General features: G+C 62.9%; 17 protein-coding genes. 14 read left to right on the top strand and 3 right to left on the bottom strand.

All coding sequences use genetic code 11. The features are described from left to right. The first annotated feature begins 45 nt into the window (after positions 1 to 45). From LZ518_RS06110 to LZ518_RS06100, 3 genes are read left to right on the top strand one after another with little or no spacing between them, the layout of a single operon-like run. A complete protein-coding gene (locus LZ518_RS06110; RefSeq protein ID WP_249915126.1) occupies positions 46 to 1,260 on the top strand; it encodes an aromatic amino acid transaminase in 1,215 nt (404 codons plus the stop codon). After that, positions 1,253 to 3,307, top strand: coding sequence for an alpha-ketoacid dehydrogenase subunit alpha/beta (locus tag LZ518_RS06105; protein WP_249915125.1), 2,055 nt, complete (start codon positions 1,253 to 1,255; stop codon positions 3,305 to 3,307). Before LZ518_RS06110 ends, LZ518_RS06105 begins: the two co-directional genes overlap by 8 nt. Next, positions 3,308 to 4,498, top strand: a complete 1,191-nt coding sequence (locus tag LZ518_RS06100; protein WP_249915124.1) for a dihydrolipoamide acetyltransferase family protein — start codon at positions 3,308 to 3,310, stop codon at positions 4,496 to 4,498. On the opposite strand, the gene LZ518_RS06095 is transcribed toward LZ518_RS06100, so the two are convergent. Both LZ518_RS06095 and LZ518_RS06090 read right to left on the bottom strand, forming a co-directional pair. Further along, on the bottom strand, positions 4,495 to 5,712 hold the full coding sequence (locus LZ518_RS06095) for an NAD-dependent formate dehydrogenase (RefSeq protein ID WP_249915123.1): 1,218 nt from the start codon (positions 5,710 to 5,712) through the stop codon (positions 4,495 to 4,497). The two genes, LZ518_RS06100 and LZ518_RS06095, sit on opposite strands and share 4 nt — an antisense overlap. A 470-nt stretch (positions 5,713 to 6,182) precedes the next feature. Next, the gene (locus LZ518_RS06090) at positions 6,183 to 6,902 is read right to left on the bottom strand and encodes a cytochrome b/b6 domain-containing protein (RefSeq protein WP_249915122.1); all 720 of its coding nucleotides are present in this window, start codon (positions 6,900 to 6,902) and stop codon (positions 6,183 to 6,185) included. 154 nt (positions 6,903 to 7,056) lie between these two features. Between LZ518_RS06090 and LZ518_RS06085 the strand changes: the two genes are divergently transcribed. From LZ518_RS06085 to LZ518_RS06035, 11 genes are all read left to right on the top strand, one after another. Further along, positions 7,057 to 8,226 (top strand): NnrS family protein, encoded by a 1,170-nt coding sequence (locus LZ518_RS06085; RefSeq protein WP_249915121.1) that lies wholly within the window; start codon positions 7,057 to 7,059, stop codon positions 8,224 to 8,226. Between the two features lie 78 nt (positions 8,227 to 8,304). Next, the gene (locus LZ518_RS06080; protein ID WP_249915120.1) at positions 8,305 to 10,524 is read left to right on the top strand and encodes an adenosylcobalamin-dependent ribonucleoside-diphosphate reductase; all 2,220 of its coding nucleotides are present in this window, start codon (positions 8,305 to 8,307) and stop codon (positions 10,522 to 10,524) included. A 74-nt stretch (positions 10,525 to 10,598) separates the two neighbouring features. Then, positions 10,599 to 11,609 (top strand): GTP 3',8-cyclase MoaA, encoded by a 1,011-nt coding sequence (moaA, locus tag LZ518_RS06075; RefSeq protein WP_249915119.1) that lies wholly within the window; start codon positions 10,599 to 10,601, stop codon positions 11,607 to 11,609. 89 nt (positions 11,610 to 11,698) lie between these two features. Then, entirely contained in the window at positions 11,699 to 14,434 is a 2,736-nt protein-coding gene (locus LZ518_RS06070; RefSeq protein WP_249915118.1) for a nitrate/nitrite transporter, read from the top strand. A 13-nt stretch (positions 14,435 to 14,447) separates the two neighbouring features. Continuing rightward, positions 14,448 to 18,245: a nitrate reductase subunit alpha gene (locus LZ518_RS06065; protein WP_283938163.1), complete on the top strand. Its 3,798-nt coding sequence runs from the start codon at positions 14,448 to 14,450 to the stop codon at positions 18,243 to 18,245. Beyond that, entirely contained in the window at positions 18,245 to 19,771 is a 1,527-nt protein-coding gene (gene narH, locus LZ518_RS06060) for a nitrate reductase subunit beta (RefSeq protein WP_249915117.1), read from the top strand. Before LZ518_RS06065 ends, narH begins: the two co-directional genes overlap by 1 nt. Beyond that, positions 19,768 to 20,466, top strand: coding sequence for a nitrate reductase molybdenum cofactor assembly chaperone (narJ, locus tag LZ518_RS06055; protein ID WP_249915116.1), 699 nt, complete (start codon positions 19,768 to 19,770; stop codon positions 20,464 to 20,466). Before narH ends, narJ begins: the two co-directional genes overlap by 4 nt. Beyond that, the gene (gene narI / locus LZ518_RS06050) at positions 20,463 to 21,254 is read left to right on the top strand and encodes a respiratory nitrate reductase subunit gamma (RefSeq protein WP_249915115.1); all 792 of its coding nucleotides are present in this window, start codon (positions 20,463 to 20,465) and stop codon (positions 21,252 to 21,254) included. Before narJ ends, narI begins: the two co-directional genes overlap by 4 nt. Then, positions 21,251 to 22,162: a peptidyl-prolyl cis-trans isomerase gene (locus LZ518_RS06045; protein WP_249915114.1), complete on the top strand. Its 912-nt coding sequence runs from the start codon at positions 21,251 to 21,253 to the stop codon at positions 22,160 to 22,162. Before narI ends, LZ518_RS06045 begins: the two co-directional genes overlap by 4 nt. Continuing rightward, positions 22,162 to 22,509, top strand: coding sequence for a hypothetical protein (locus tag LZ518_RS06040; RefSeq protein ID WP_249915113.1), 348 nt, complete (start codon positions 22,162 to 22,164; stop codon positions 22,507 to 22,509). Before LZ518_RS06045 ends, LZ518_RS06040 begins: the two co-directional genes overlap by 1 nt. Then, complete coding sequence (locus LZ518_RS06035) at positions 22,490 to 22,699, top strand: hypothetical protein (RefSeq protein ID WP_249915112.1); 210 nt, start codon at positions 22,490 to 22,492, stop codon at positions 22,697 to 22,699. Before LZ518_RS06040 ends, LZ518_RS06035 begins: the two co-directional genes overlap by 20 nt. Here LZ518_RS06035 and LZ518_RS06030 read toward each other — a convergent pair. Then, positions 22,684 to 23,154: a hypothetical protein gene (locus LZ518_RS06030; protein ID WP_249915111.1), complete on the bottom strand. Its 471-nt coding sequence runs from the start codon at positions 23,152 to 23,154 to the stop codon at positions 22,684 to 22,686. The two genes, LZ518_RS06035 and LZ518_RS06030, sit on opposite strands and share 16 nt — an antisense overlap. Positions 23,155 to 23,256: the final 102 nt, after the last annotated feature.

Below are 23,256 nucleotides of genomic sequence, written 5' to 3'. Positions count from 1 at the left end.
TTCGCTACGCTCGCAATGACGGCAATCTCGCGCTAGAGCGAAAAAATGCTGGACGAGCCGACCATGACGAGCAGCAACGGGGGCGCTCAATTCTTCGATGCGCTGGGCGACGTGCAAAGCGATTCGCTACTGGCCCTGATTGCCATGGCCAATGCCGACACCAGGCCCGACAAGATCGATGTTGGGGTTGGCGTCTATCGTGATGGCGCCGGAAACACTCCGATCCTGCGCGCGGTGAAGAAGGCGGAGCAACTGCTGTGGAATAGCCAGCAGACCAAGAGTTACGTCGGCGGACATGGCGACCGGCGATATACCGAGCTCCTTCGGCCGATCGTGCTCGGCCGCCATGCCGACGACGAACGCATTGCGGGACTTCACACGCCGGGCGGCTGCGGAGCGTTGAGCCTTGGCTTCAAGCTGGTCGCCGCGGCCCATCCGGACGCAAAGGTCCATGTCGGAACGCCGACTTGGCCCAACCATGTTCCCGTAATCGAGGCGGCCGGGCTCAACATCGTTCAATATCCTTATTACGAGCGGCTCCAGACTTGCATCCGGTTCGATGCCATGATGGCTGCGCTCGAAAGCGCCGACCGAGGTGATGTCGCGCTGCTCCACGGCTGCTGCCACAACCCAACCGGCGCCGACTTGAGCGACGACCAGTGGCGCCAGGTGGTCGACGTCGTTTCGCGGCGCGGGTTGATCCCGTTTGTCGACATCGCTTACCAGGGGCTTGGGCGCGGCTTCGCCGAAGATGCCGCCGGGCTGCACGCACTGTTCGATGCCTGCGACGAGGTTATCGCCTCGCAGAGCTGCGACAAGAATTTTGGGGTCTATCGCGATCGCGTCGGCTCGCTGTGGCTCAAGACCGGCAATGCTGCCGGGACCAAGCGGGCAATGGACCATGTCGTCCAGATCGCGCGCGAAATGTGGTCGATGCCGCCCGATCATGGTGCTGCTGCCGTTCGGATCGTGCTCGACACACCCGAGCTGCGCGCCGACTGGGACGCCGAGGTCGGAGAGATGCGCGACCGCATCAACCGGATTCGCGGTGCAATCGCCGCGGCTGATCCGCGCCTGGCCTATATTGGCGGGCAATTCGGCATGTTTTCGATGCTGCCGGTGACTCCCGAGCAGGTCCGAAAGCTGCGCGAGGACCATGCGATCTACATGGCCGACAGCGGCCGCTTCAACGTCATCGGCATGGCCGACGCCGCCATCGAGCGCTTCATAGCCGCTGTCGTCGAGACCATTAATGGCTGACTTGATGGCTGCCGAACCGGAGCCCGACTTTAGGGCCGATCTTGGCGTGGACTGGGCTGAAGTAGCCCGGCTCGTGGTGACCAGCCGGGCGATGGACGAGCTTGAGGAAACCCGGCTCGTTCCCGAGAAGAAGGTTCTCTACCAGTTTTCGGCCCGCGGCCATGACGTGGCACAGGTCATTCTTGGCATGCACCTGCGCGATGGCGACGCGGCCTGTGGCTATTACCGGTCGAGGCCGATGCTTCTGGCTCTCGGCGTGCCGCTGGCCGATGCGTTGGGTTCGGGCATGGGTCTGGCCGGCGGCTACAGCGACGGCCGCGATATCGGCGTGGTGTTCAACTATCCCAATCCGGGTGGCGCTCATGCGCTGCCGATGTGCGGCGGAGTAGGCGCACAATATACCCCGGCCGCCGGCTGGGCGCAGGCGATTGCCTACAAGGCCAGGGTATTGGGCGAGAAGGACGATGGGGCTATCGCGGTGGTGCTTGGCGGCGACGCCAGCTGCGCAACAGGCGGATTTTGGTCCGCGCTAACAATTGCGACTACACAATCTTTGCCACTGCTATTTTATATTGAGGATAATGGCTACGGCATCTCGGTGACGTCGGATTACCAGACGCCCGGCCGCGATATTGCCGCCAACCTCGCCAGCTTCAAGAATCTGGCCATCTGGAACGGCGACGGCACCGAGCCGGAGGAAGCCGAGCGGCTAATCGGCGAGGCAATCGGCCATGTCCGCGCGCGCAAGGGGCCGGCGCTGATCCGGCTGACCGTGCCGAGGCTCGAAGGCCATAGCTTCCAGGACACTCAAACTTACAAGTCCGAAGCGGAAGTTAAGGCCGAATGGGCGCGCGACCCGCTGCCCAAGCTCAGGAAATTCGCCTCCAGGCTCGACTGGGATTTGATTGAGGCATCGGTCGCGCAGGAGGTCGAGTCCGCCCGCGCCGAAGCGGAGGCGCGGGGAGTATCGTCGCCTGATCGCGTGACCGACCATGTCTATTTCGATGGTGAAGCCAGCCAGGTGGGCGGCGGAGCTGGTCTCAGCCTCGACGATGCGACCGATCTGCCGCAACCCGAAGGCCAGCGGATCAACATGGTCACCGCCATTCGCCGGGTGCTCGACCAGGAGCTTGAGGCCAATCCCAGGGTGCTGCTGTTCGGCGAAGACATTGGCCCCAAGGGCGGCGTCCACGCGGTGACGCTCGGCTTGCAGGACAAATATGGCGTCGACCGGGTGTTTGACACCTCGCTCAATGAGGAAGGAATCATTGGTCGCGCGGTCGGCATGGCGCTGGCCGGACTGATGCCGGTGCCGGAGATTCAGTTCCGCAAATATGCCGAACCGGCGACTGAACAGATCAATGATTGCGGAACGATGCGCTGGCGAACCGCCAACCGCTTTTCCGCGCCGATGGTGCTGCGCATCCCCGGCGGCTTCTTCAAATGCGGCGATCCGTGGCACAGCCAGACCAATGAGGTGGCGTTTGTCCATAATCCGGGCTGGAAGGTCGCGGTGCCGTCCAACGCCGAGGATGCTGTCGGGCTGCTGCGTGCCTCGCTGCGCGGTAATGACCCGGTGATCTTCTTCGAACATCGCGCCATGCTCGACGACAGTTGGGCGCGGCGGCCGTGGCCGGGCGACAGGTTCGTCCTGCCGTTCGGCAAGGCCAAAAGGACCCGCAACGGCGACAAGATCACGATTGTCAGCTGGGGCGCCATGGTGCCCCGCTGCGAGGCGGCCGCGGAAGGCATCAGCGCCGATGTGATCGACCTGCGTACCCTTCAGCCCTGGGACCGGGAAATGGTGCTCGAAAGCGTCCGCCGCACGCGTCGCTGCCTGATCGTCCACGAAGATCTGCGTACCGGCGGTTTCGGGGCGGAGATTGCTGCCGTCGTTGCTGATGAAGCATTCCTCGACCTCGACGCGCCGGTGGCGCGCGTAACCATGCCGGACGTGCCGAGCCCACATCATCCCAAGCTGATGGAATGGGCCTTGCCGACGGTCGGCAAGATCCGCGCCGAGATCGACCGGTTGGTGGGCTTTTAGATGATCGACGTTCGCGTTCCCGACGAGCAGGAAGGCACGAAGGCGGTCGTCCGCGCCTGGCTTCGCAGGGTCGGCGACCTGGTGTTCGAGAATGAGCCGCTGGTCGAGCTTGAAACCGACAAGGTCACTCAGGAGGTGCCGTCGCCTGCTGCCGGCGTGCTGACGGAGATTTTGCTCGACACCGACGATGAGGCCGAGCCCGGCGCGCTACTTGCCAAGATCGATCCGGCAGGAGAAGCCGCGAGTTCCCCGGCGAAGGCCGGGGCCCAGGGCGCTGCGTCAGCAGCGCCAGTCGGCGCTCCTGGACCCCGGCCTTCGCCGGGGAACGGTGAGACCCGGCTGTCCCCCTCGGTCCGCCGAGCGCTGCTACAGCATAATATCGATCCATCGCGGATCGACGGCACGGGCCGTAACGGCCGCATCACCCGCGACGATGTCGATCGCGCGGTCGCTTCGGCGACGATCAGCAGCGGCAAGCCGGCAAGCGGCCCGTCGAGCCAGTTCAGCGCGCGGGACATTCCGCACGACCGGATGCGCCTGAAGATTGCCGAGAATATGGTCCGCGCGGTCAGTGAGGCACCGCACGTCACAGCCCTGTTCGAAGCCGATTTCTCCGCCATCGCGGCGCACAAGGCCGCCATGGCAGCCAAGGGCGTCAGGCTCAGCTATACCGCCTACCTAATCAAGGCATCGGCTGAAGCGATGGCGGTCGCGCCGGCGATCAATGGGCGTTGGGAGGAAGATCGGATCGCGGTCGCTCCGAGGATCAACGTCGGAATTGGTACGGCGCTCGGCGAAAAGGGCCTGGTGGTGCCGGTGGTCAAGGACGCCGGGGCGCTCAGCCTGGAGGAAATAGGCCGCAAGCTTGACGATCTCACTGCCCGGGCGCGTTCGGGCGACCTTGCCGCGGCCGATGTGTCGGGCGGCAGCTTCACCATTTCCAACCATGGCGTGTCGGGCAGCCTGCTCGCCTCGCCGATCATTCTCCACGCCGGCCAGGCGGCAATCCTCGGGGTCGGCAAACTGGAAAAACGCGTCGTCGTGCGCGAGGTGAATGGGCAGGATGCGATCCTGGTCCGGCCGATGGCCTATGTCACGCTGACCATCGATCATCGCGTGGTTGACGGCCATCAGACCAACGCCTGGCTGACCCGGTTCGTCGAGGTCCTTGAAAACTGGCCGGCGGCCTAGCCCTCGGCTGGGACCTTGGCTTTAAATTTTGCGGCTTCTTCCGACCCGGCCGTAGCGTTGCCCGGACTATAGCTATGCGCGCCAGTTCCAGCGAGATGGCCGCCCTGGACGATCAGATATTCGTCGCGAATGGGCCGCCCTTCCAGGAAACATTCGAGGATTTCGCGCGTCCCTGCGGCATAGCGCGCCTGGGCCGACAGCGTCGTTCCTGAAATATGCGGCGTCATTCCGTGGTTGGGCATGTTGCGCCACGGATGGTTGCGCGGTGCTGGCTGTGGGAACCAGACGTCCCCGGCATAGCCGGCCAGCTGCCCGCTTTCGAGCGCCTCGGCGACGGCGTCGCGATTTGCGATCTTGCCGCGAGCGGTGTTCACCAGGAAGGCGCCGCGCTTCATCCGCGCGATCATCGCCGCATCGAACAGATTCTCGGTTTCCGGATGCAGCGGGCAATTGATCGTCACCACGTCGCAATGCGGAACCATGTCGGCCGGTGACTCATGCCAGGTCACGCCCAATTCCCGTTCTACTTCCAACGGAAGCCGATGCCGGTCCGTGTAATGTAAGTGGACGTCGAACGGCTTCAATCGCCGCAGGACGGCGCTGCCGATTCGGCCGGCTGCGACAGTGCCGATGTGCATGCCCTCAATGTCATAGGATCTTGCGGCACAGTCCGCGATGTTCCAGCCGCCTGCCTTCACCAGGTCCCACGATTGCAGATAATTGCGCGCCAGAGACAGGATCATCATCACGACATGTTCGGCGACGCTGATCGAGTTGCAGTAGGTGACTTCGGCAACGGTGATCCCGCGGTCGATGGCTGCCTGCAGGTCAACATGGTCGGAGCCGATCCCCGCGGTGAGGGCCAGCTTCAAATTCTTCGCCTTGGCGATGCGCTCGGCTGTCAAATAGGCGGGCCAGAAAGGCTGGGAAATGACAACGTCGGCGTCGACCAGCTCTCGCTCGAATTCGCTGTCGGGACCGTCCTTATCCTCCGTGACGACTAAGCTATGGCCATTTCCTTCGAGGTAGGAACGGAGGCCCAACTCGCCCGATACACAGCCAAGCAATTCGCCGGGCCTGAAATCGATGCCGTTGGGCGTCGGCAACATTTGCCCATCAGGGTAGCGGTCGAGCACGGGAATGTCGTCGCGCGCATAGGTTTGCGGCATTCCGTCAATCGGGTCGTCGTAAAGGACGCAGAGGATCTTGGCCATTTCGGACACCTTCCCAAAAAGGAACGGTCGCACGCGGCACAAAAAAGCAAAATGGCGCACCCAACATGAATATGATGGGCACTCATCTCATTGGGAAGTTTCGGTGCTGATAGTCAAGTAATGGCCGCAATGCGGCCTTCCCGATCGTTACCGCACGACGGTTTCGATGATCGAAGGCGGCTGTTCGTTCGGTTTTAGGGCCAGGCAATGGGTGGAAAGACCGGCGCCAACGCTCTTTCCAACTGCCGAGCGGCTAGCCCAAGCCTGCGGCCTTCGCCAGACGCTCGCGCAAGCGTCTCATGCAATTCACGGTGCTCAGCGGCGATGGATTTTGGCGTGCCGATCATGGATTCGACCACCGAGGCATTATGGTAGCTCGAATGATCGCTGACTTGGCTATCGGCTGGGAACGCAAGAATGCTTGCCAAGCCCATTAGGATGATTGCCGAGCGCGCAACGAAACTAGGGGATCAGTCCTCCGCCTTGGTTATTTCAGACGCCGTCATCTGGCCGCCAGAGCGATGCTCGAAGGACTCGGCAGTTCTAAGCGTGAATGCGTCAGGGTCATAAATGTGAATGGCGTAAAGCGCCCCAGTCACGGCCGCTGCTCCGAGGAGAAATGCCATCGGTCCAGGCCGCCTGGCGTCCATTGCAAGCGGGTGCCGCTGCTTAGGTTTGGTGCCATCAATCATTGCTCTCACCAGATTTTCTCGTGAGAGTAGAGAGGTGAACACCACGGCCAGCACGTGAACGGCGACCAGCGCGAGAAGTGTCCAAGCCACGACCTCGTGCAGATCCTCGCCCGCCTCGCCGAGAAATGCCCCGCTCCAGATGGTTACAGCCACCAGCAGGAGCAAAAGGATGACTGCGATGGCGCCTAGCGGATTATGACCGACTGTGGGTTCGACTTTTCCCTGCACAAACCCTCTGAGATGATGCCTAATCCCGCTGAAGTTGAGGAAATTGGCAAACCGGCTGTGCTCACCGCCGACGAACCCCCAGACTAGCCTGAAAATGAGAAGCGTAGCCGCCACCCATCCAGAAAGTACATGCCAATCATTCAGGCCGCTGTCTTCCTCAGAGGATAGGAATGCGATTGCGATGGCGATGACCAGAATCCAATGGAAAAGCCTAAGTGGAAGGTCCCAAACCCTTAGTCGCTCTCCAATCTGTGAAGCCGGGCTGCTCATACGTCCTCCGAATGTATTAGTGTTAAATGCACTTGGCTTTGGCGGCTATGATCTGAGTCAATTGATTTTCGAGTAACTGTGCAAAACTTAACCAATGACGAAAGCGCCAATACAAACTCGAGGCGAACAGATGCTGGCGCTCAGGCGCAAGCGCATGGCTGCATCCCCGCCAATCCTCAGAGGCGGCTTCAGGCCGTTTTTCCTGGGCGGGGCGATCTGGGCTGTTATCGCTCTGGTTATCTGGCTGGCAGTGCTCGCCGGGCAAATTACCTTGACTTCCGCATTCGACGCCGTCGCATGGCACAGGCACGAAATGCTGTTCGGTTTCGTCGGCGCGATAGTTGCCGGTTTCCTGCTGACTGCCATTCCCAACTGGACGGGCCGACTGCCCATCGCGGGCGCGCCTCTCGCTGGCCTGTTCGGCCTGTGGATGGCGGGCCGCTTTGCCATGCTGTTTTCGGCGGAGCTCGGGCCCGTTGCCGCAGCGATCCTCGATGTCGGCTTTTACCTGCTGCTGGTGCTCGTCGCCGCACGTGAAGTGATAGAAGCCAACAATCGCAACGTCCCGATCGTCGGGCTGGTGCTGCTGTTCGGCGTGGCCAATGCGCTCGATCATCTGGCGGCAGCCGGCTTCGCCATCGATCCGGCATTGCCGTGGAAGGTGGCGGTGGCGCTGGTCACGCTGATGATCTCGCTGATCGGCGGCAGGATCGTGCCGTCTTTCACCCGCAACTGGCTCGCCAAGCGCGGCGTCATTCAAGGTCTGCCAGGTCAGCCGGGCCGGTTCGACCTGGCGGTTATCGGGCTAACGGCGCTTGCCCTGCTCGCTTGGATCGCTGCTCCAGCGGGCTGGCTGCCGGGCGTGCTACTGGGCATCGCCGCGACGGCCCAGGCCATGCGGCTAGCTCGTTGGAAGGGGTGGAAGGCGGTGGCCGATCCGCTCGTGCTTATTCTCCACGTCGCCTACGCGTGGTTGCCCGTGGGGCTCGCGCTGCTGGCGGCGGTCGAGCTCGGCACGCCTGTGCCGCAGTCTGCGGCGATCCATGCGCTGACGGCAGGCGCAATGGCGACGATGATCCTTGCAGTCATGACCCGTGCCACTCTTGGCCACACCGGTCGAGAATTGCGCGCCGGGCCTGCTACGACGGTCATCTACTTTTTGGTCACCCTCGGCGCTCTGTTGCGCGTCGCAACGTCGCTTGGCGCGCTCGACTATCGCATGGGCGTAGATGTCGCGGGCCTTTGCTGGATCGGTAGCTTCCTGCTGTTCATCGGTTGCTACGGCCCCATCTTGTTCGCCCCGCGTATCGGCGAGCGAGACTAGCGGAGCGCGCGATGCGCTAGATCAATTCGCTCGCCCGGCGACGAGTTAGCTTCTCTCCATCGAAAGTGGGAGGGGTCGATGAGCTTTGACGTCGCGCTGGCCGGGGAAATCTGGGCTGCAAAATATCGCTTCGTACCAACCGAGGGCGAAACCGATGTGGATTTCGCGGCAACGGCCGACCGCGTGGCCGCCGCGTTAGCCGAAGCCGAAGCTCCGAATGCCCGTGACCACTGGCGAGGCCGATTCCGAGAATCGATGCTCGATCTTCGCTTTCTCCCGGCGGGTCGAGTCATCGCCGGGGCAGGCACCGGCCGGTCGGTGACCTTGTTCAATTGCTTCGTGATGGGAACGGTGCCCGACAGCCTGGGCGGCATCTTCGATCACTTGCGCGAAGCCGCGCTGACCATGCAGCAGGGTGGCGGCGTTGGGATCGACTTTTCGACAATCCGGCCGAATGGCGCCGCGGTTGAGGGGGTTGGCGCCGAGGCCTCAGGCCCGCTGTCGTTCATGGATTGTTGGGACTCAATGTGCCGCACGGTCCATTCGGCTGGTCAGCGGCGGGGCGCGATGATGGGCTGCTTGTCGATCGACCATCCCGACATCGAGGCGTTCATCGACGCCAAGCGAGATCCTCAACGGCTCAGGAACTTCAACCTGTCGGTGCTGGTCAGCGATGACTTCATGGCCTCGCTCGGTGCCGATTCCGAATGGGCACTGCAATTCCAGGGCAAGAGCTACCGGACCGTTCGCGCGCGCGAGCTGTGGGAACGATTGATGCAGTCGACGTATGATTGTGCGGAGCCCGGTGTGATTTTTATCGACCGGGTCAATGCGGCCAACAACCTTCGGCATTGCGAAACGATCAGCGCCAGCAATCCCTGCGGGGAGCAGATGCTTCCGCCTTACGGTGCCTGCCTCCTCGGATCGATTAACCTTGCCCGGCTGGTTGAGTGCCCGTTCGAGGAAGGAGCCCGGATTGACGAAACGAATTTGGCCGAGCTCACCGCCACCGCTGTGCGGATGCTCGATAATGTCATCGACGTCTCGCGCTACCCTCTCCCACAGCAGGAAATGGAGGCAAAGGCAAAGCGGCGCATCGGACTGGGCGTAACCGGTCTGGCCGATGCACTGCTCTTCTGTGGCAAGATCTACGGCAGTGGCGATGCGGTCGAGCAAACCCGGCGATGGTTGGCCATTATCAAACGTGAGGCCTATCGCGCATCGGCTCGGCTTGCCGGCGAAAAGGGGCCTTTCCCGCTTTATGACGAGCTGATGCTCGAGACTCCCAATCTCCAGTGCCTGGACGAGGAGACGCGGGCGCTAATCACGCAGCATGGATTGCGCAACGGCTGCCTGACTTCCATTGCGCCTACCGGTACCACGTCACTGCTGGCCGGTAATGTCTCGTCGGGAATCGAACCAGTGTTTGCCTATTCCTACGAAAGGCGAATCCTGCAGCCCGACGGCAGCGCCCGGTTCGAGTCCGTCGAAGACTATGCCATGCATGTTTGGCGGCAGGTTCGCGGCGATGCTCCACCTCCTGCCGATTTGTTCGTGAGCGCCCAAACACTGAAACCGTCCGATCATTTGGCGATGCAGGCCGCGGCCCAGGCACTGGTCGACAGTTCGATTTCCAAGACCGTTAACTGCCCCGAGGACATATCGTTCGAGGAATTCGCCGACATCTATGTCGAAGGCTATCATCTGGGCTGCAAGGGGCTGACGACCTACCGGCCCAACGCCGTCACCGGATCGGTGCTGAAGCTGTCCGCCAGCGAAACCCCCGGTGGCGACATTCGTGACGGGCCGCAACTCGCTGAACGGGCCGACGCGATGCATGGCACGACCTACAAGCTGAAATGGCCCGAAAGCGCGCACGCCGTTTATGTGACGATCAACGATCTCGAAGCCGGCGGCGACCGGCGCCCGTTCGAGATTTTCGTCAATTCCAAGAACATGGAGCATTATGCCTGGACCTTGGGCCTGACGCGCATGATCTCGGCGGTCTTCCGGCGCGGCGGCGACGTTTCGTTTGTGCCCGAAGAGCTCAAGGCCGTGTTCGACCCGAGGGGCGGGGCATGGATGAAGGGGCGCTATGTCCCGTCGCTACTCGCGGCGATCGGTGAGGTTATCGAGCGGCACATCGGTCAGGCGATCGATGACAGCGGCCCCAGGGCGGATGCGCCGGTCGCCGGAGCAATCACGAAACCTTCCTGCCCGCGGTGCGGCGCGCCTGCCCTGATCCGGGTCGAGGGATGCGACAAGTGCCTTGAATGCGGCCATTCGAAATGCGGCTGACTTGATTCAGATCACGTGGGGGTCTTCAAGAGTGGCTTAGCCGAATCCTCGTTTGACGTCGGAGTCGAAGCGGGATGGAAGCAGTGACGGCCATGGTGCCTGGATCAATGGTCGACAGCTTCGGCCGCAGGATCGACTATGTCCGCATTTCGGTAACAGACCGCTGCAACCTGCGCTGTCGCTACTGCATGGCGGAGCATATGCAGTTTCTTCCCAAGAGGGACGTCCTGACGCTTGAAGAGATTGTCGAACTTGGCGACATTTTCATCGCCCGTGGTGTACGTCGCATCCGCCTGACTGGCGGCGAACCACTGGTCCGGCGCGGGGTCGGAGAGCTGTTCCGCGCGCTCGGCAGTCGTATCGGCAACGGCCTGGAGGAAGTCACGCTGACCACCAACGGCGTGCTGCTCGGACAATTCGCCGCCCTGCTCGCCAATTCGGGGGTTCGCCGGGTTAACGTCAGCCTCGACAGCCGCCGCCCCGACCGCTTCGCCCACATTACGCGTGGCGGCGAGCTGGGCAGCGTGCTTAGGGGTATCGCCGCAGCGCGGGACGCGGGTCTCGGAGTCAAGATCAACATGGTCGCGCTAGCCGGGCTCAACGACGATGAGTTCGAGGAGATGCTGCTGTGGTGCGACGGCGAGGGGCTTGATCTCACGCTGATCGAGACCATGCCACTGGGCGAAGTCGAGGAAGACCGGACCTGCCATTACCTGCCGCTCGATGCGGTCCGGCGCGGGCTCGAACAGCGCTTCACTCTAACCCCGTCGCTTGGTCGCACCGGCGGCCCGGCGCGCTATTATGAAATATCCGGGCTGTCAGCTCGGCTCGGCATGATCACGCCACTGAGCGCCAATTTCTGCGCCGGATGCAATCGGATTCGGGTCGCCGCCACCGGCACCGTTTACGGGTGTCTGGGTCACGACCAGAAAGTCGAGCTTCGCGACGCGTTACGGTCCGGCGGCGCGGAAGCGGTCGACGCGCTTCTCGATCGGCTGTTGGCAGGCAAACCGAAGGGGCATGACTTCCGCATCGCTGCGGCGCGGCCGGCGGTCGCGCGCCACATGAGCGTCACGGGCGGCTAGGGGGAGGGCGGAAATGATCTTGATCAAAGTCCCGGCCCGGCACCTCGGCCAGATAGGCCCAGCGAATAGCTTTGCGAAGGATCGATCCGATGACCGCTGTCGTGGCTGAAGCTCCCACAACCGGCGCCAACCGCGCCCTGTGGACCAGCACCGCCGCCTTCACGACCTGCTTCGCCGTTTGGACGATCTTCTCGATCATCGGCATCGGCGTGAAGGACCAGCTGGGGCTCAGCGAAACCCAGTTCGGCCTGCTCGTCGGCACTCCCATCCTTACCGGCTCGCTAATCCGGGTTGTCCTGGGCGTGTGGGCCGACCAGATCGGCGGACGGCGGGTATTCGCGGGCGTCATGGTGTTGGCGGCGATCGCCACCTTCCTCACGTCTTATGCGGACACGTATGGTGAGTTGCTGGTTGCCGCGCTGGGCGTCGGGATCGCTGGCGGCTCGTTCTCGGTCGGCGTCACTTATGTCTCGAAATTCTTTCCGCCGAAGAAACAGGGCACGGCGCTCGGCATCTTCGGCGCCGGTAATGTCGGGGCGGCAGTCACCAAGTTCCTAGCGCCATTCGTGATGGTGGCGGCCGGATGGCCGGCCGTGGCGCAGGTCTGGGCCGCGGGACTTGTGGTAATGGCGGTCATATTCCTCGCGCTCACCAAAGAAGATCCCGAACAGCAGGCCCGGGTCCGCGAGGGTCGCAAATCCGTGCCGATGGCGAGCCAGCTGTCAGTGCTCAAGAACATCCAGGTGTGGCGCTTCGCGCTCTATTATTTCTTCGTGTTCGGCGCCTTCGTCGCGCTGGCGCTCTGGCTGCCGCGCTACCTCATGGGCGTCTATCACCTCGACGTGAAGACCGCGGGCATGCTCGCCGCCTTCTATTCGGTGCCCGCCAGCCTGTTCCGGATTTACGGCGGGACGCTGTCGGATCGCTACGGCGCCCGGGCGGTAATGTATGTCACCTTCGCCGTGTCGGTGCTGTGTACCTTCATGCTGTCCTATCCGCCGACCACCTACATCATCGAGGGAGTGACGGGACCCATCACCTTCCGCACCGAAATGGGGCTGATCCCCTTCCTGGCGGTCATTTTCGTCCTCGGCTTCTTCATGAGCCTCGGCAAGGCTGCAGTGTTCAAGCATATCCCCGTCTACTACCCCAACCATGTCGGCGCCGTCGGCGGGCTGGTCGGCATGGTTGGCGGATTGGGCGGCTTCATCCTGCCGCTGGCATTCGGTGCGCTCAATGACCTGACCGGCGTCTGGACCAGCTGCTTTGTCCTGCTGTTCGTGCTGGTCTCGGTCGCGCTCGCCTGGATGCATTTCGCCGTCCGCCACATGGAGGCGACCGCGAGCCGCAAGGGCGTCGGCGAGATGATGCCGGAGCTGCCCGAAATGCAGGGGTTTGGCGAGCCGGGAGTCGTCGTGCCACCGCGCCGGGCAGGACCGATCGCCGACTGGCGTCCCGAAGACCCGGAATTCTGGCGCGGGGGCGGGCGGGCTTTCGCGCGCCGCAACCTGTGGGTTTCGACCTATTGCCTGCTGCTGTCCTTCGCGGTGTGGATGGTGTGGTCGGTCGTGGTCGCTCGGCTGCCTGCGATCGGCTTTGAGTTTACGACTGGTCAGCTCTTCTGGCTGGCTGCGCTGCCCGGTCTGTCGGGCGCGACCTTGCGCATCTTCTACGCCTTCCTTGTGCCTATCTTCGGCGGGCGTCTATGGACCACCCTGTCCACTGCCTCGCTGCTGATCCCGGCATTCGGCATCGGCTATGCGGTACAGAGCCCGGAAACGCCTTACCTCATCTTCCTCGTGTTGGCATTGCTGTGCGGGTTCGGCGGCGGCAATTTCGCCTCGTCGATGGCCAATATCAGCTATTTCTTCCCCAAGGCGGAGAAGGGAAATGCGCTGGCCATCAACGCCGGTCTCGGCAACCTCGGCGTCAGCGTCATGCAGTTTCTGGTGCCGGTGGTGGTGACCATGAGCCTGTTTGGCGCGCTTGGCGGCCAGGCACAGATCGCCAGCGATGGCACCCAATACTGGATGCAGAATGCGGGCTTCGTCTGGGTTCCGCTGATCTTGGTCGGCAGCGTCGCGGCCTGGTTCGGGATGAACGACATCCTTTCGGCCAAGGCTTCATTCGCGGAGCAGGCGGCGATCTTCGGCCGGATCCATACCTGGCTGATGTGCTGGCTCTACACCGGCACCTTTGGGACTTTCATCGGCATGTCGGCAGGTTTCCCGCTGCTCGCCAAGCTCGTGTTCCCCGACATCAATGCGCTGAAGTATGCCTTCATCGGGCCATTGCTGGGCGCCTTGTCGCGGGCCGGCACCGGCTGGGTCTCCGACCGTTTCGGCGGGGCGCGGGTCAGCCTTCTCGTCTTCCTGGTCCAGATCGTTGCTATACTAGGTATGATCTTCTTCCTCGACGCCAGGAGCTTCTGGGGCTTCTTCTCGATGGTGCTGCTACTGTTTGTGGCTAGCGGCGTCGGCAATGCCTCGACGTTTCAGATGGTGCCAGGCATCATGCGGCAGGAAGTGGACCGGGCCGAACCAGGCCTGCCGGACGAGGCGCGCCGCCAACAGGCGGAACGGGAGTCGGCGGCTGTCATCGGGTTCATCTCGGCGATCGCAGCCTATGGCGCCTTCTACATTCCCAAGGCCTATGGCTCGTCGATCGAGCTGACCGGCACGGCAAATGCGGCGCTGTGGGGCTTCCTGATTTTCTACGTCAGCTGCGCTGCGCTGACCTGGCTCGTCTACAGCGGGCCGCGCGGAATTTTGTACGATGTCGAGCGTCGGCTGGCGCCCGCCAAAGCAGCGGCACTACCGGCCTAGAAGGACCAAGCGGATGAGTCATTTCCTCGATCGCCTCAACTATTTCCGCAGGACTCGCGAGAAGTTCTCGGATGGGCACGGGATCACTACCGATGAGGCACGCGATTGGGAGGATGCTTATCGGAAGCGCTGGGCGGCGGACAAGATCGTCCGCTCGACCCACGGCGTGAACTGCACCGGTTCCTGCTCGTGGAAAATCTATGTGAAGGGCGGGATCGTCACCTGGGAAACGCAGCAGACCGATTACCCGCGCACGAGGCCGGACCTGCCTAACCATGAGCCACGCGGCTGCCCGCGCGGGGCCAGCTACAGCTGGTATCTCTATTCGGGCACCCGCATCAAATATCCGCTGGTCAGGTCGCGCCTGATCAAGCACTGGCGTGAGGCGCGCAAGACCATGCGCCCGGTCGCTGCCTGGAAAGCGATCGTCCAGGACGGTGACATGCGGCGCGACTGGGTTGCCAAGCGCGGCCGCGGCGGCTTCGTCCGCGTCGGCTGGGATGAGGTGACCGAGCTGATCGCGGCGGCCAACGCTTACACCATCAAGGAATATGGCCCGGACCGGATCGCCGGCTTTTCGCCGATCCCGGCCATGTCGATGATCTCCTATGCCGCCGGGAGCCGCTACCTGTCGCTCATCGGCGGCAATCTGCTTAGCTTCTACGACTGGTATTGCGACCTGCCGCCATCGTCGCCGCAGACCTGGGGCGAGCAGACCGACGTTCCGGAAAGCGCCGACTGGTACAATGCCGGGTTCCTGCTGGTGTGGGGGTCGAACATCCCGATGACCCGCGCGCCCGACGCGCATTTCTACTCCGAGGTTCGCTATCGCGGCGCCAAGAGCGTGGTCATCGCGCCCGACTTCAACGAGGCCGCCAAATTCTCGGACATGTGGCTACACCCCAAGCAGGGGACCGACGCTGCGTTGGCGATGGCGCTGGGCCACGTCGTGCTGCGAGAATTCTATGTCGATCGGCAGGTGGATTATTTTGCCGACTATACGCGCAAATATTCGGACTTCCCGCTGCTCGTGAAGCTGGTCGAACGGGACGGCAAGCTGATCCCCGACCGCCTGTTGCGCGCCGCCGATATCAAGGGGGCGCTGGGCGAGAAGAGCAACATCGATTGGAAGGCCGTCGCATTTGACGAGCTGAGCGGCAAGCTGGTCGGGCCCGCCGGTTCGGCGGGGCATCGATGGGACACACAAGGCAAGTGGAACCTCGAAGAAAAGGACGGGCGCGGCAAGGCCGTCAAGTTGCGCTCCACCCTGGCCGACGAGCATGACTCGATCGAGCCGGTCGCCTTCCCCTATTTCGGGTCCGAGGCGCCGCACGACTTCGTCGCCACCGATCACGATGAGGTGCTGCTGCGCAATGTCCCGGTGAAGCAGGTCAAGCTGGCCGACGGCAACAGCTGCCCGGTGGCGACCGTGTTCGACCTGTTCTGCGCCAACTATGGCGTCGATCGCGGGTTCGGCGGCAGCAACGTCGCCAAGAGCTATGACGACGACTTGCCCTTTACCCCGGCCTGGGGCGAGAAGGTAACTGGCGTGCCGCGTCAGGCGATCATCCAGGTGGCGCGGGAATTCGCCGCCAACGCCGAAATCACCGAGGGCCGGTCGATGGTCATCCTCGGGGCGGGGCTCAATCACTGGTACCACATGGACATGAGCTACCGCGGCATCATCGCACTGCTCGTGATGTGCGGTTGCATCGGCAAGTCGGGGGGCGGATGGTCGCATTATGTCGGTCAGGAAAAGCTGCGCCCCCAGACCGGCTGGCTGCCGCTGGCGTTTGCGCTCGACTGGACCCGCCCGCCGAGGCAGATGAACGGCACCAGCTTCTTTTACGCCCATACCGACCAATGGCGCTATGAATCGCTGAGGATGTCGGAAATCCTGTCGCCCCTCGCCCCCGACGGCGACTGGTCGGGCAGCATGATCGATTACAATGTCCGGGCGGAGCGAATGGGCTGGCTGCCATCGGCTCCGCAGCTGCAGACCAATCCGATCGAACTCGGCCGCAAGATTCATGAATCCGACGGCGACGCGACGGCGACAGTGGTCGAAGGACTGAAATCGGGCGAACTGAAGCCGGCGTGCCATGACCCCGACAATCCCATCAACTGGCCGCGCAACATGTTCTTCTGGCGGTCGAACGTGCTCGGCGCGAGCGGCAAGGGCCACGAATATTTCCTGAAGCACCTGGTCGGCTCGCTCCACGGCGTAATCGGGACCGACGAGGAAGCCGCCGGGCTCGACCGGCCGAAGGATGTGGTCTGGCACGACGAGGCACCGGTCGGAAAACTCGACCTGATGGTCAACATCGACTTCCGCATGTCGACCACCAGCATCTATTCCGACATCGTCCTGCCAACCGCGACCTGGTACGAAAAGCACGACCTCAACACGTCGGACATGCATCCCTTTATCCACCCGTTGTCGGCTGCGGTGGACCCGGCGTGGGAGACCAAGAGCGACTGGAACATCTTCCGCGCGATCGCCAAGAAATTCTCGGATGTCGCGCCGGAGGTGCTGGGCATCGAGCATGACGTCGTCATGACGCCGATCCAGCACGATACGCCGGCCGAGCTTGCCCAGCCCTATGAGCCGAAGGACTGGATGAAGGGCGAATGCGAGCCCATCCCCGGCAAGACCATGTCCACCATCTCGCTGGTCGAGCGAAACTACCCCGAAACCTATGCCCGCTTTACCTCGCTCGGGCCCTTGCTCGAGAAGCTCGGCAACGGCGGCAAGGGGATCGGCTGGGATACCAAGCACGAGGTCGAGCTGCTCGGGGATCTCAACGGCCGCGTGCTCGACGGGCCGACCGCCGGCCGGCCCAAGGTCGATAGCGATATCGACGCCTGCGAGACGATCCTGATGCTCGCGCCGGAGACCAACGGCGAAGTGGCGGTCAAGGCATGGGACGCATTGGCCAAGATTACCGGGCGCGACCACGGCCACCTTGCGCATGGCAAGGAAGAGGAGAAGATCCGCTTCCGCGACGTGGCTGCGCAGCCACGCAAGATCATCTCCTCACCGACCTGGTCGGGGCTGGAAAGTGAGCATGTGTGCTACAACGCCGGCTATACCAACGTCCATGAACTGATCCCGTGGCGGACGTTGACCGGGCGCCAGCAGCTTTACCAGGACCATCACTGGATGCGGGCCTTCGGCGAGGGTTTCGTCACCTGGCGGCCGCCGATCGACACCAAGACGGTGCGGCAGGTGCTCGGCAAGCTGCCCAACGGCAATCAGGAGATACTGCTCAACATCCTCACCCCCCACCAGAAGTGGGGCATCCATTCGACCTATACCGAGAACCTCATTATGCTTAGCCTCAATCGGGGCGGGCCGACGGTATGGATCAGCGAGGATGACGCGCGCGCCGCGGGCATCGTCGACAATGACTGGATCGAGGTGTTCAACATCAACGGCGCGCTGACCGCACGCGCCATTGTGTCGCAGCGCATCATGCCGGGTTCGGCGATCATGTACCACGCCCAGGAAAAACTGGTGAATACGGTCGGGTCGGAAATCACCGGCCAGCGCGGCGGCATCCATAACAGCGTCACCCGGATCAACATGAAGCCGACCCACATGATCGGCGGCTATGCGCAGCTCGCCTATGGCTTCAACTATTACGGGACGGTCGGCGCCAATCGCGACGAGTTCGTCATTGTCCGCAAGATGAGTGAGGTGAACTGGTTCGACAAGGCGGCCGACGACGCCGCCAATGTGGCGGGCGGCACTGCCGATTGGGGGACCGGGGTCAAAGACACTAAGGCCACCGGAAAGGAGGTGGCGTGATGAAAGTCCGCGCACAGATTGCGATGGTCCTGAACCTCGACAAGTGCATCGGCTGTCACACCTGTTCGATCACCTGCAAGAACGTCTGGACCAATCGCGAAGGCGTCGAATACGCCTGGTTCAACAACGTCGAGACCAAGCCCGGCATTGGCTATCCCAAGGACTGGGAAAACCAGGAGCGGTGGAAGGGCGGCTGGATACGCAAGAAGAACGGCAAAATCCAGCCGAGGCAGGGTGCAAAGTGGCGCATCCTGTCGAAGATCTTCGCCAATCCGCACCTCCCCGAGATCGACGATTTCTACGAGCCCTACACATTTGATTACGAATGGCTGCAGGCCGCTCCGGAATTGCAGGCGCAGCCAACCGCCAGGCCGCGCTCGCTCGTCACCGGCGAAGCGATGAACAAGATCGAATGGAGCGGCAACTGGGAGGACATGCTCGGCGGCGAGTTCGAGAAGCGCAGCCATGATCGGAATTTCGAGGGCGTTGAGAAGGAAATCTACGGCCAGTTCGAAAAGACGTTTATGATGTATCTGCCGAGGCTGTGCGAGCACTGCCTCAACCCGACCTGCCTCGCATCTTGCCCTTCGGGCGCCATCTACAAGCGGGCCGAAGACGGCATTGTCCTGATCGACCAGGAGAAATGCCGCGGCTGGCGGATGTGCGTGTCCGGCTGTCCCTACAAGAAGATCTATTACAACTGGTCCACCGGCAAATCTGAGAAATGCATTTTCTGCTACCCGCGGATCGAAGTCGGCCAGCCGACGGTCTGCTCGGAGACCTGTGTCGGCCGCATCCGCTACCTCGGTGTCGTCCTTTACGATGCCGACAGGATCGAGGAAGCAGCATCGGTCGAGGACCCCAAGGATCTCTATCCGGCCCAGCTCGGCGTTTTCCTCGATCCTAATGACGTCGCCGTGCAGGAGGCCGCGCGGGCCGAGGGCATCACCGACCAGTGGCTCGAGGCGGCGACCCGCTCGCCGGTCTACAAGATGGCGATGGAATGGAAGATCGCCTTTCCGCTTCACCCCGAATATCGCACGCTGCCGATGGTTTGGTATGTGCCGCCGCTGTCGCCGATCCAGTCGGCGGCCGAGGCCGGAAAGATTTCGGCCGTCGACGGCATGCCCGACGTTCGCAGCCTGCGCATCCCGTTGCGCTATCTCGCCAACCTGCTGACCGCGGGCGACGAGGAGCCGATCGCCGCTGCGCTGGAGCGGATGTTGGCGATGCGCTCCTACATGCGGGCGAAGAGCGTCGAGGGGCGTATCGACGAGAGCATTCCGGAACGGGTCGGACTGACCCAGGCCCGCATCGAGGAAATGTACAAGATCATGGCGCTGGCGGCCTATGAGGACCGCTACGTCATCCCCACCGCCCGCCGCGAGTTCGAGGAGGACGCCTATGTCCTTCGCGGCTCGTCGGGGTTCGGCTTCGGCGAGCCGACCCAGGGGTCGAACAAGGTCAATCTGTTCGGCGGCGCCAAACGCAGCCCAGGCAGACCGCAAATGAAGGTACCGACATGAAGATGACGCTGAGAACGCTGGCCGCCCTGCTTGGCTATCCGTCCGCGGAGCTTCAAGCCCATGCGGGAGAATTGCGCGAGACACTTCGCAGCGAAGGAATGCTGGCGGCCGCCAACCGGGATCGCCTGGAACCGTTGCTTCGGTCCCTTGAGTCCGACGACTTGCTCGACCTTCAGGCGGCTTACAGCGAACTGTTCGACCGCTCGCGGTCGCTGTCGCTTCACCTGTTCGAGCATGTTCATGGTGACAATCGCGAGCGCGGCCAGGCGATGATCGACCTTGGCCAACAATATCTGGCGAACGGTTTCTTTCTCGAGGCCAATGAGCTGCCGGACTTCGTGCCCGTCTTCCTCGAATATGCGTCGTGCCTGGCGCCATCCGAGGCGCGCGAAACGCTGGGCCAGCCTGCCCATGTATTCGCCGCGCTGGCGGAGCGCCTCGACAAGAGGCAGTCACGCTATGCCGCCATCTTCCATTGCCTGGTGGCGTTGACCGGAGTTCGCCCCGAGGCCGAGGCGCTGGCGGAAATTGACCAGAATACGCCGGCCGTGGATCCGGCGGAAATCGACGAGGAATGGGAGGAGGCGCCCGTCACCTTCAACAATAGCGGGGCTCACGAAATGGGCGGCCCGACTGGGGTCGTCGCCAAGATCAGGGCGTCCAATCGAAGCGTAAGCAGGGAGGCTGGGGCATGAACGAATTTATCAACCAGCTTGCATTCGGCTGGTACCCATATCTGGCCGTGACCGTGCTGGTCGTCGGCAGCATATTCCGTTTCGACGCCAACCAGTTCGGCTGGCGGTCGCAGTCCAGCCAGTTCCTGCGCAAGCGCCAGATGGTGATTGGCTCCAACCTGTTCCACATGGGAATATTGGTGTTGCTGATGGGCCATTTTGTCGGCCTGCTGACACCAATCAACGTGTTCGATGCTCTCGGCGTCAGCCATTCGTTCAAGCAGACGACGGCCCTGGTCGTCGGCGGCATCGCCGGCGTCGCGGCTTACGTCGGCTGCACGCTGTTGCTGCACCGCCGGCTATTCGACGGCCGCATCCGCAAAAGCTCGTCATTGGGCGACATATTGGTCCTCGTCTTGCTGTGGTTGCAGCTGACGCTCGGCATCCTCACCACATTCTGGACCATCAAGCACCTCGACGGCAGTGAGATGGTCAAGTTCATGAGCTGGGCGAACGGCATCCTCACGCTCGATCCGGCGGCCCCACAGCGGCTTTCCGAGGTGGCACTGGTTTACAAACTCCACATCATCCTCGGGCTGACGCTCTTCCTGATAACGCCCTTCACCCGGCTTGTGCACATCTGGAGCGCCCCGCTCGGCTTCCTGATCAGGCCAGGCTATCAGATCGTGCGCTCGCGGAGAGCCGGCCGGGAGGACCGCTCTCCGACGCATGGACCCGCCGGCGTGGCTCCGAGCTATGGCGGTGACACGGTAATGCGTACGGCATTGGACGAGGGCCGCGCCACATGAGCCGCCGCCTCGATGTACTCAATCTGGGAGATCCCACCCAGCGGCCGGTGCCGAAAATGATGAGCTCATGCGAGACGGGCGGCTGCAGCGGCGGCCCCGAACCGCTGATCCCGCCACCCCCGACTTTTGGCGATGTGCGCGTCAATGGCGTGGAAATTACGCCGGAAGCGATCGCCCAGGAAATCCAGCACCATCCGGCGCCCGACGCCGAGACCGCCTGGACAGAGGCTGCAAGGGCGCTCGCCATCAGAGAGCTACTCCTTCAGGAAGCTCGCAGGCAGGGCCTGGAGCCGGAGCCGGAATGCGATGAGGCTGGACGCCGTGAGGCGGAGGATGATGCACTGGTCCGCTCGCTGCTCGAACATGCGGTATCGGCGGCCGAGCCGGACGAGGAAGAGTGTCGTCGTTTCTACGACGCCTATCAGGACCGGTTTCGAACGCCCGACCTGTTCGAAGCCGCGCATATCTTGATCGAACCGGAATCGGACGACGAGGCGGGATGGGCCGCAGCCGAGCGACGGGCTCGCGCGATCGCGGATAAAGTCGGGGACGACATGAAGGCATTTGCGTCCGCTGCCCGCGCCCATTCCGGTTGCGCATCGGCCCAACAGCACGGCTCGCTCGGTCAGATCCGCCGCGGCGAGCTGGTAGAGTCGATCCAGCGGGGCCTCGAAGCCTTGGGCGACGGCGAAACGGGCCGCGAACCGGTCCGGTCGCGCTTCGGTTGGCATGTCCTGCGACTGCAACGGCGCATTCCCGGACGGACGATCCCCTTTGAAAATGCCCGCGACAAGATTGTGGACACGCTTGAGGCTCGAAGCTGGTCAGTACAATCGGCGCGCTATGTTGCCGGCCTTGCCGATCGCGGATCAGTTGAGGGTATCCTGCTTGAAGGACTAGGCGGCTGATGCCGATGCTCGGCGATCTCCTTGCAGCGGCAAGGGATGGGGCAGGAAACTTCCAGCCCTGGCTGAAGGTTGCCAATCCAGAGCTCGCGGCAGCGGTCGAAGCAGCGGCTGGCGTTGCGGCGATGACGCCGACTTCCTACGTGCGGGCGGCGGTCGCCGACTTCGCGCGCTTTGCCAGCGAGGAGAATTGGGCGACGCTCACCTCGACGCTCAAGCGCAGCGAGGATCCCGGCACAGCCTGCCTTGTCGCGATGGTCGACTGGCGCTTGACTGCCAAGGCCTGCACCCAGCATTCCCATCATCATCTTTCCGAAGGAGGAGCGGCCGATGAACGATCCGACGCGTGATCGGCCTGAAGAGGCCCCGCTCAACCCTGCACTGAAGAGCACCACCGAGAAGGTGTACGACACCAGCCATCCTTCGCCGCCGCCGATCGACACGGCATCGGCCCATGAAGGCGAAGGAGAGGGTTGGCCGATCGTCTGGCTGATCGTGACGGTGCTCGGAGTCGCCTTTGCGCTCTACCTGATGTCCTGATCCTCGACTTCGCCGTCGAGGTGGCGGACAAATTCGATCGTTTCCGCGGTCAGCCCGAGCGATTCCCAGCCAAGCCGGCGGCGTGAGCGCGGGCTGGACATGCCCTTGGCATCGAGGCTGACCATCAGCACCTCGCATCCCTTTTCCCGCGCCAGCTCGTTGAGCGCCCCCGACAGGACGTTACGGACCAGCGAAACATGGCTCAGTTCGAATGCAGCGATCGCCTCGACGCGAAGCGCGCTGCCGTGGCGCAGGCTGGCGACCGGCAGATAGGCGGCGACGCCATGCACGCGCCGGTCCTCCGCCAGCACCGCCAGCACGCCGCCCCCTTGCTTCGCCAGTTGGCGGCAGAAGGCCTCCCACCGCTCGGGCCCGACCCGTGCCGTGCGGCGGATGAGCGGATAGGCTTCCGACACGCGCTCAAGTTCCAGGTTACTGACCAAAAGTCTGGGCATGAGCCGCCGTTTGTCGGATAGCAGGAGTTTGAAGCCTATTTCCAAGCGGCTATGGCGCGTTGAGCCAGATCATTCTTGCCGCGTGGATTCGCGACCGGGGAA

It is taken from the genome of Sphingomonas brevis (genome assembly GCF_023516505.1).
In the GTDB taxonomy this organism is placed as follows: domain Bacteria; phylum Pseudomonadota; class Alphaproteobacteria; order Sphingomonadales; family Sphingomonadaceae; genus Sphingomicrobium; species Sphingomicrobium breve.
This window is presented reverse-complemented; position numbering and strand designations above follow the sequence as displayed.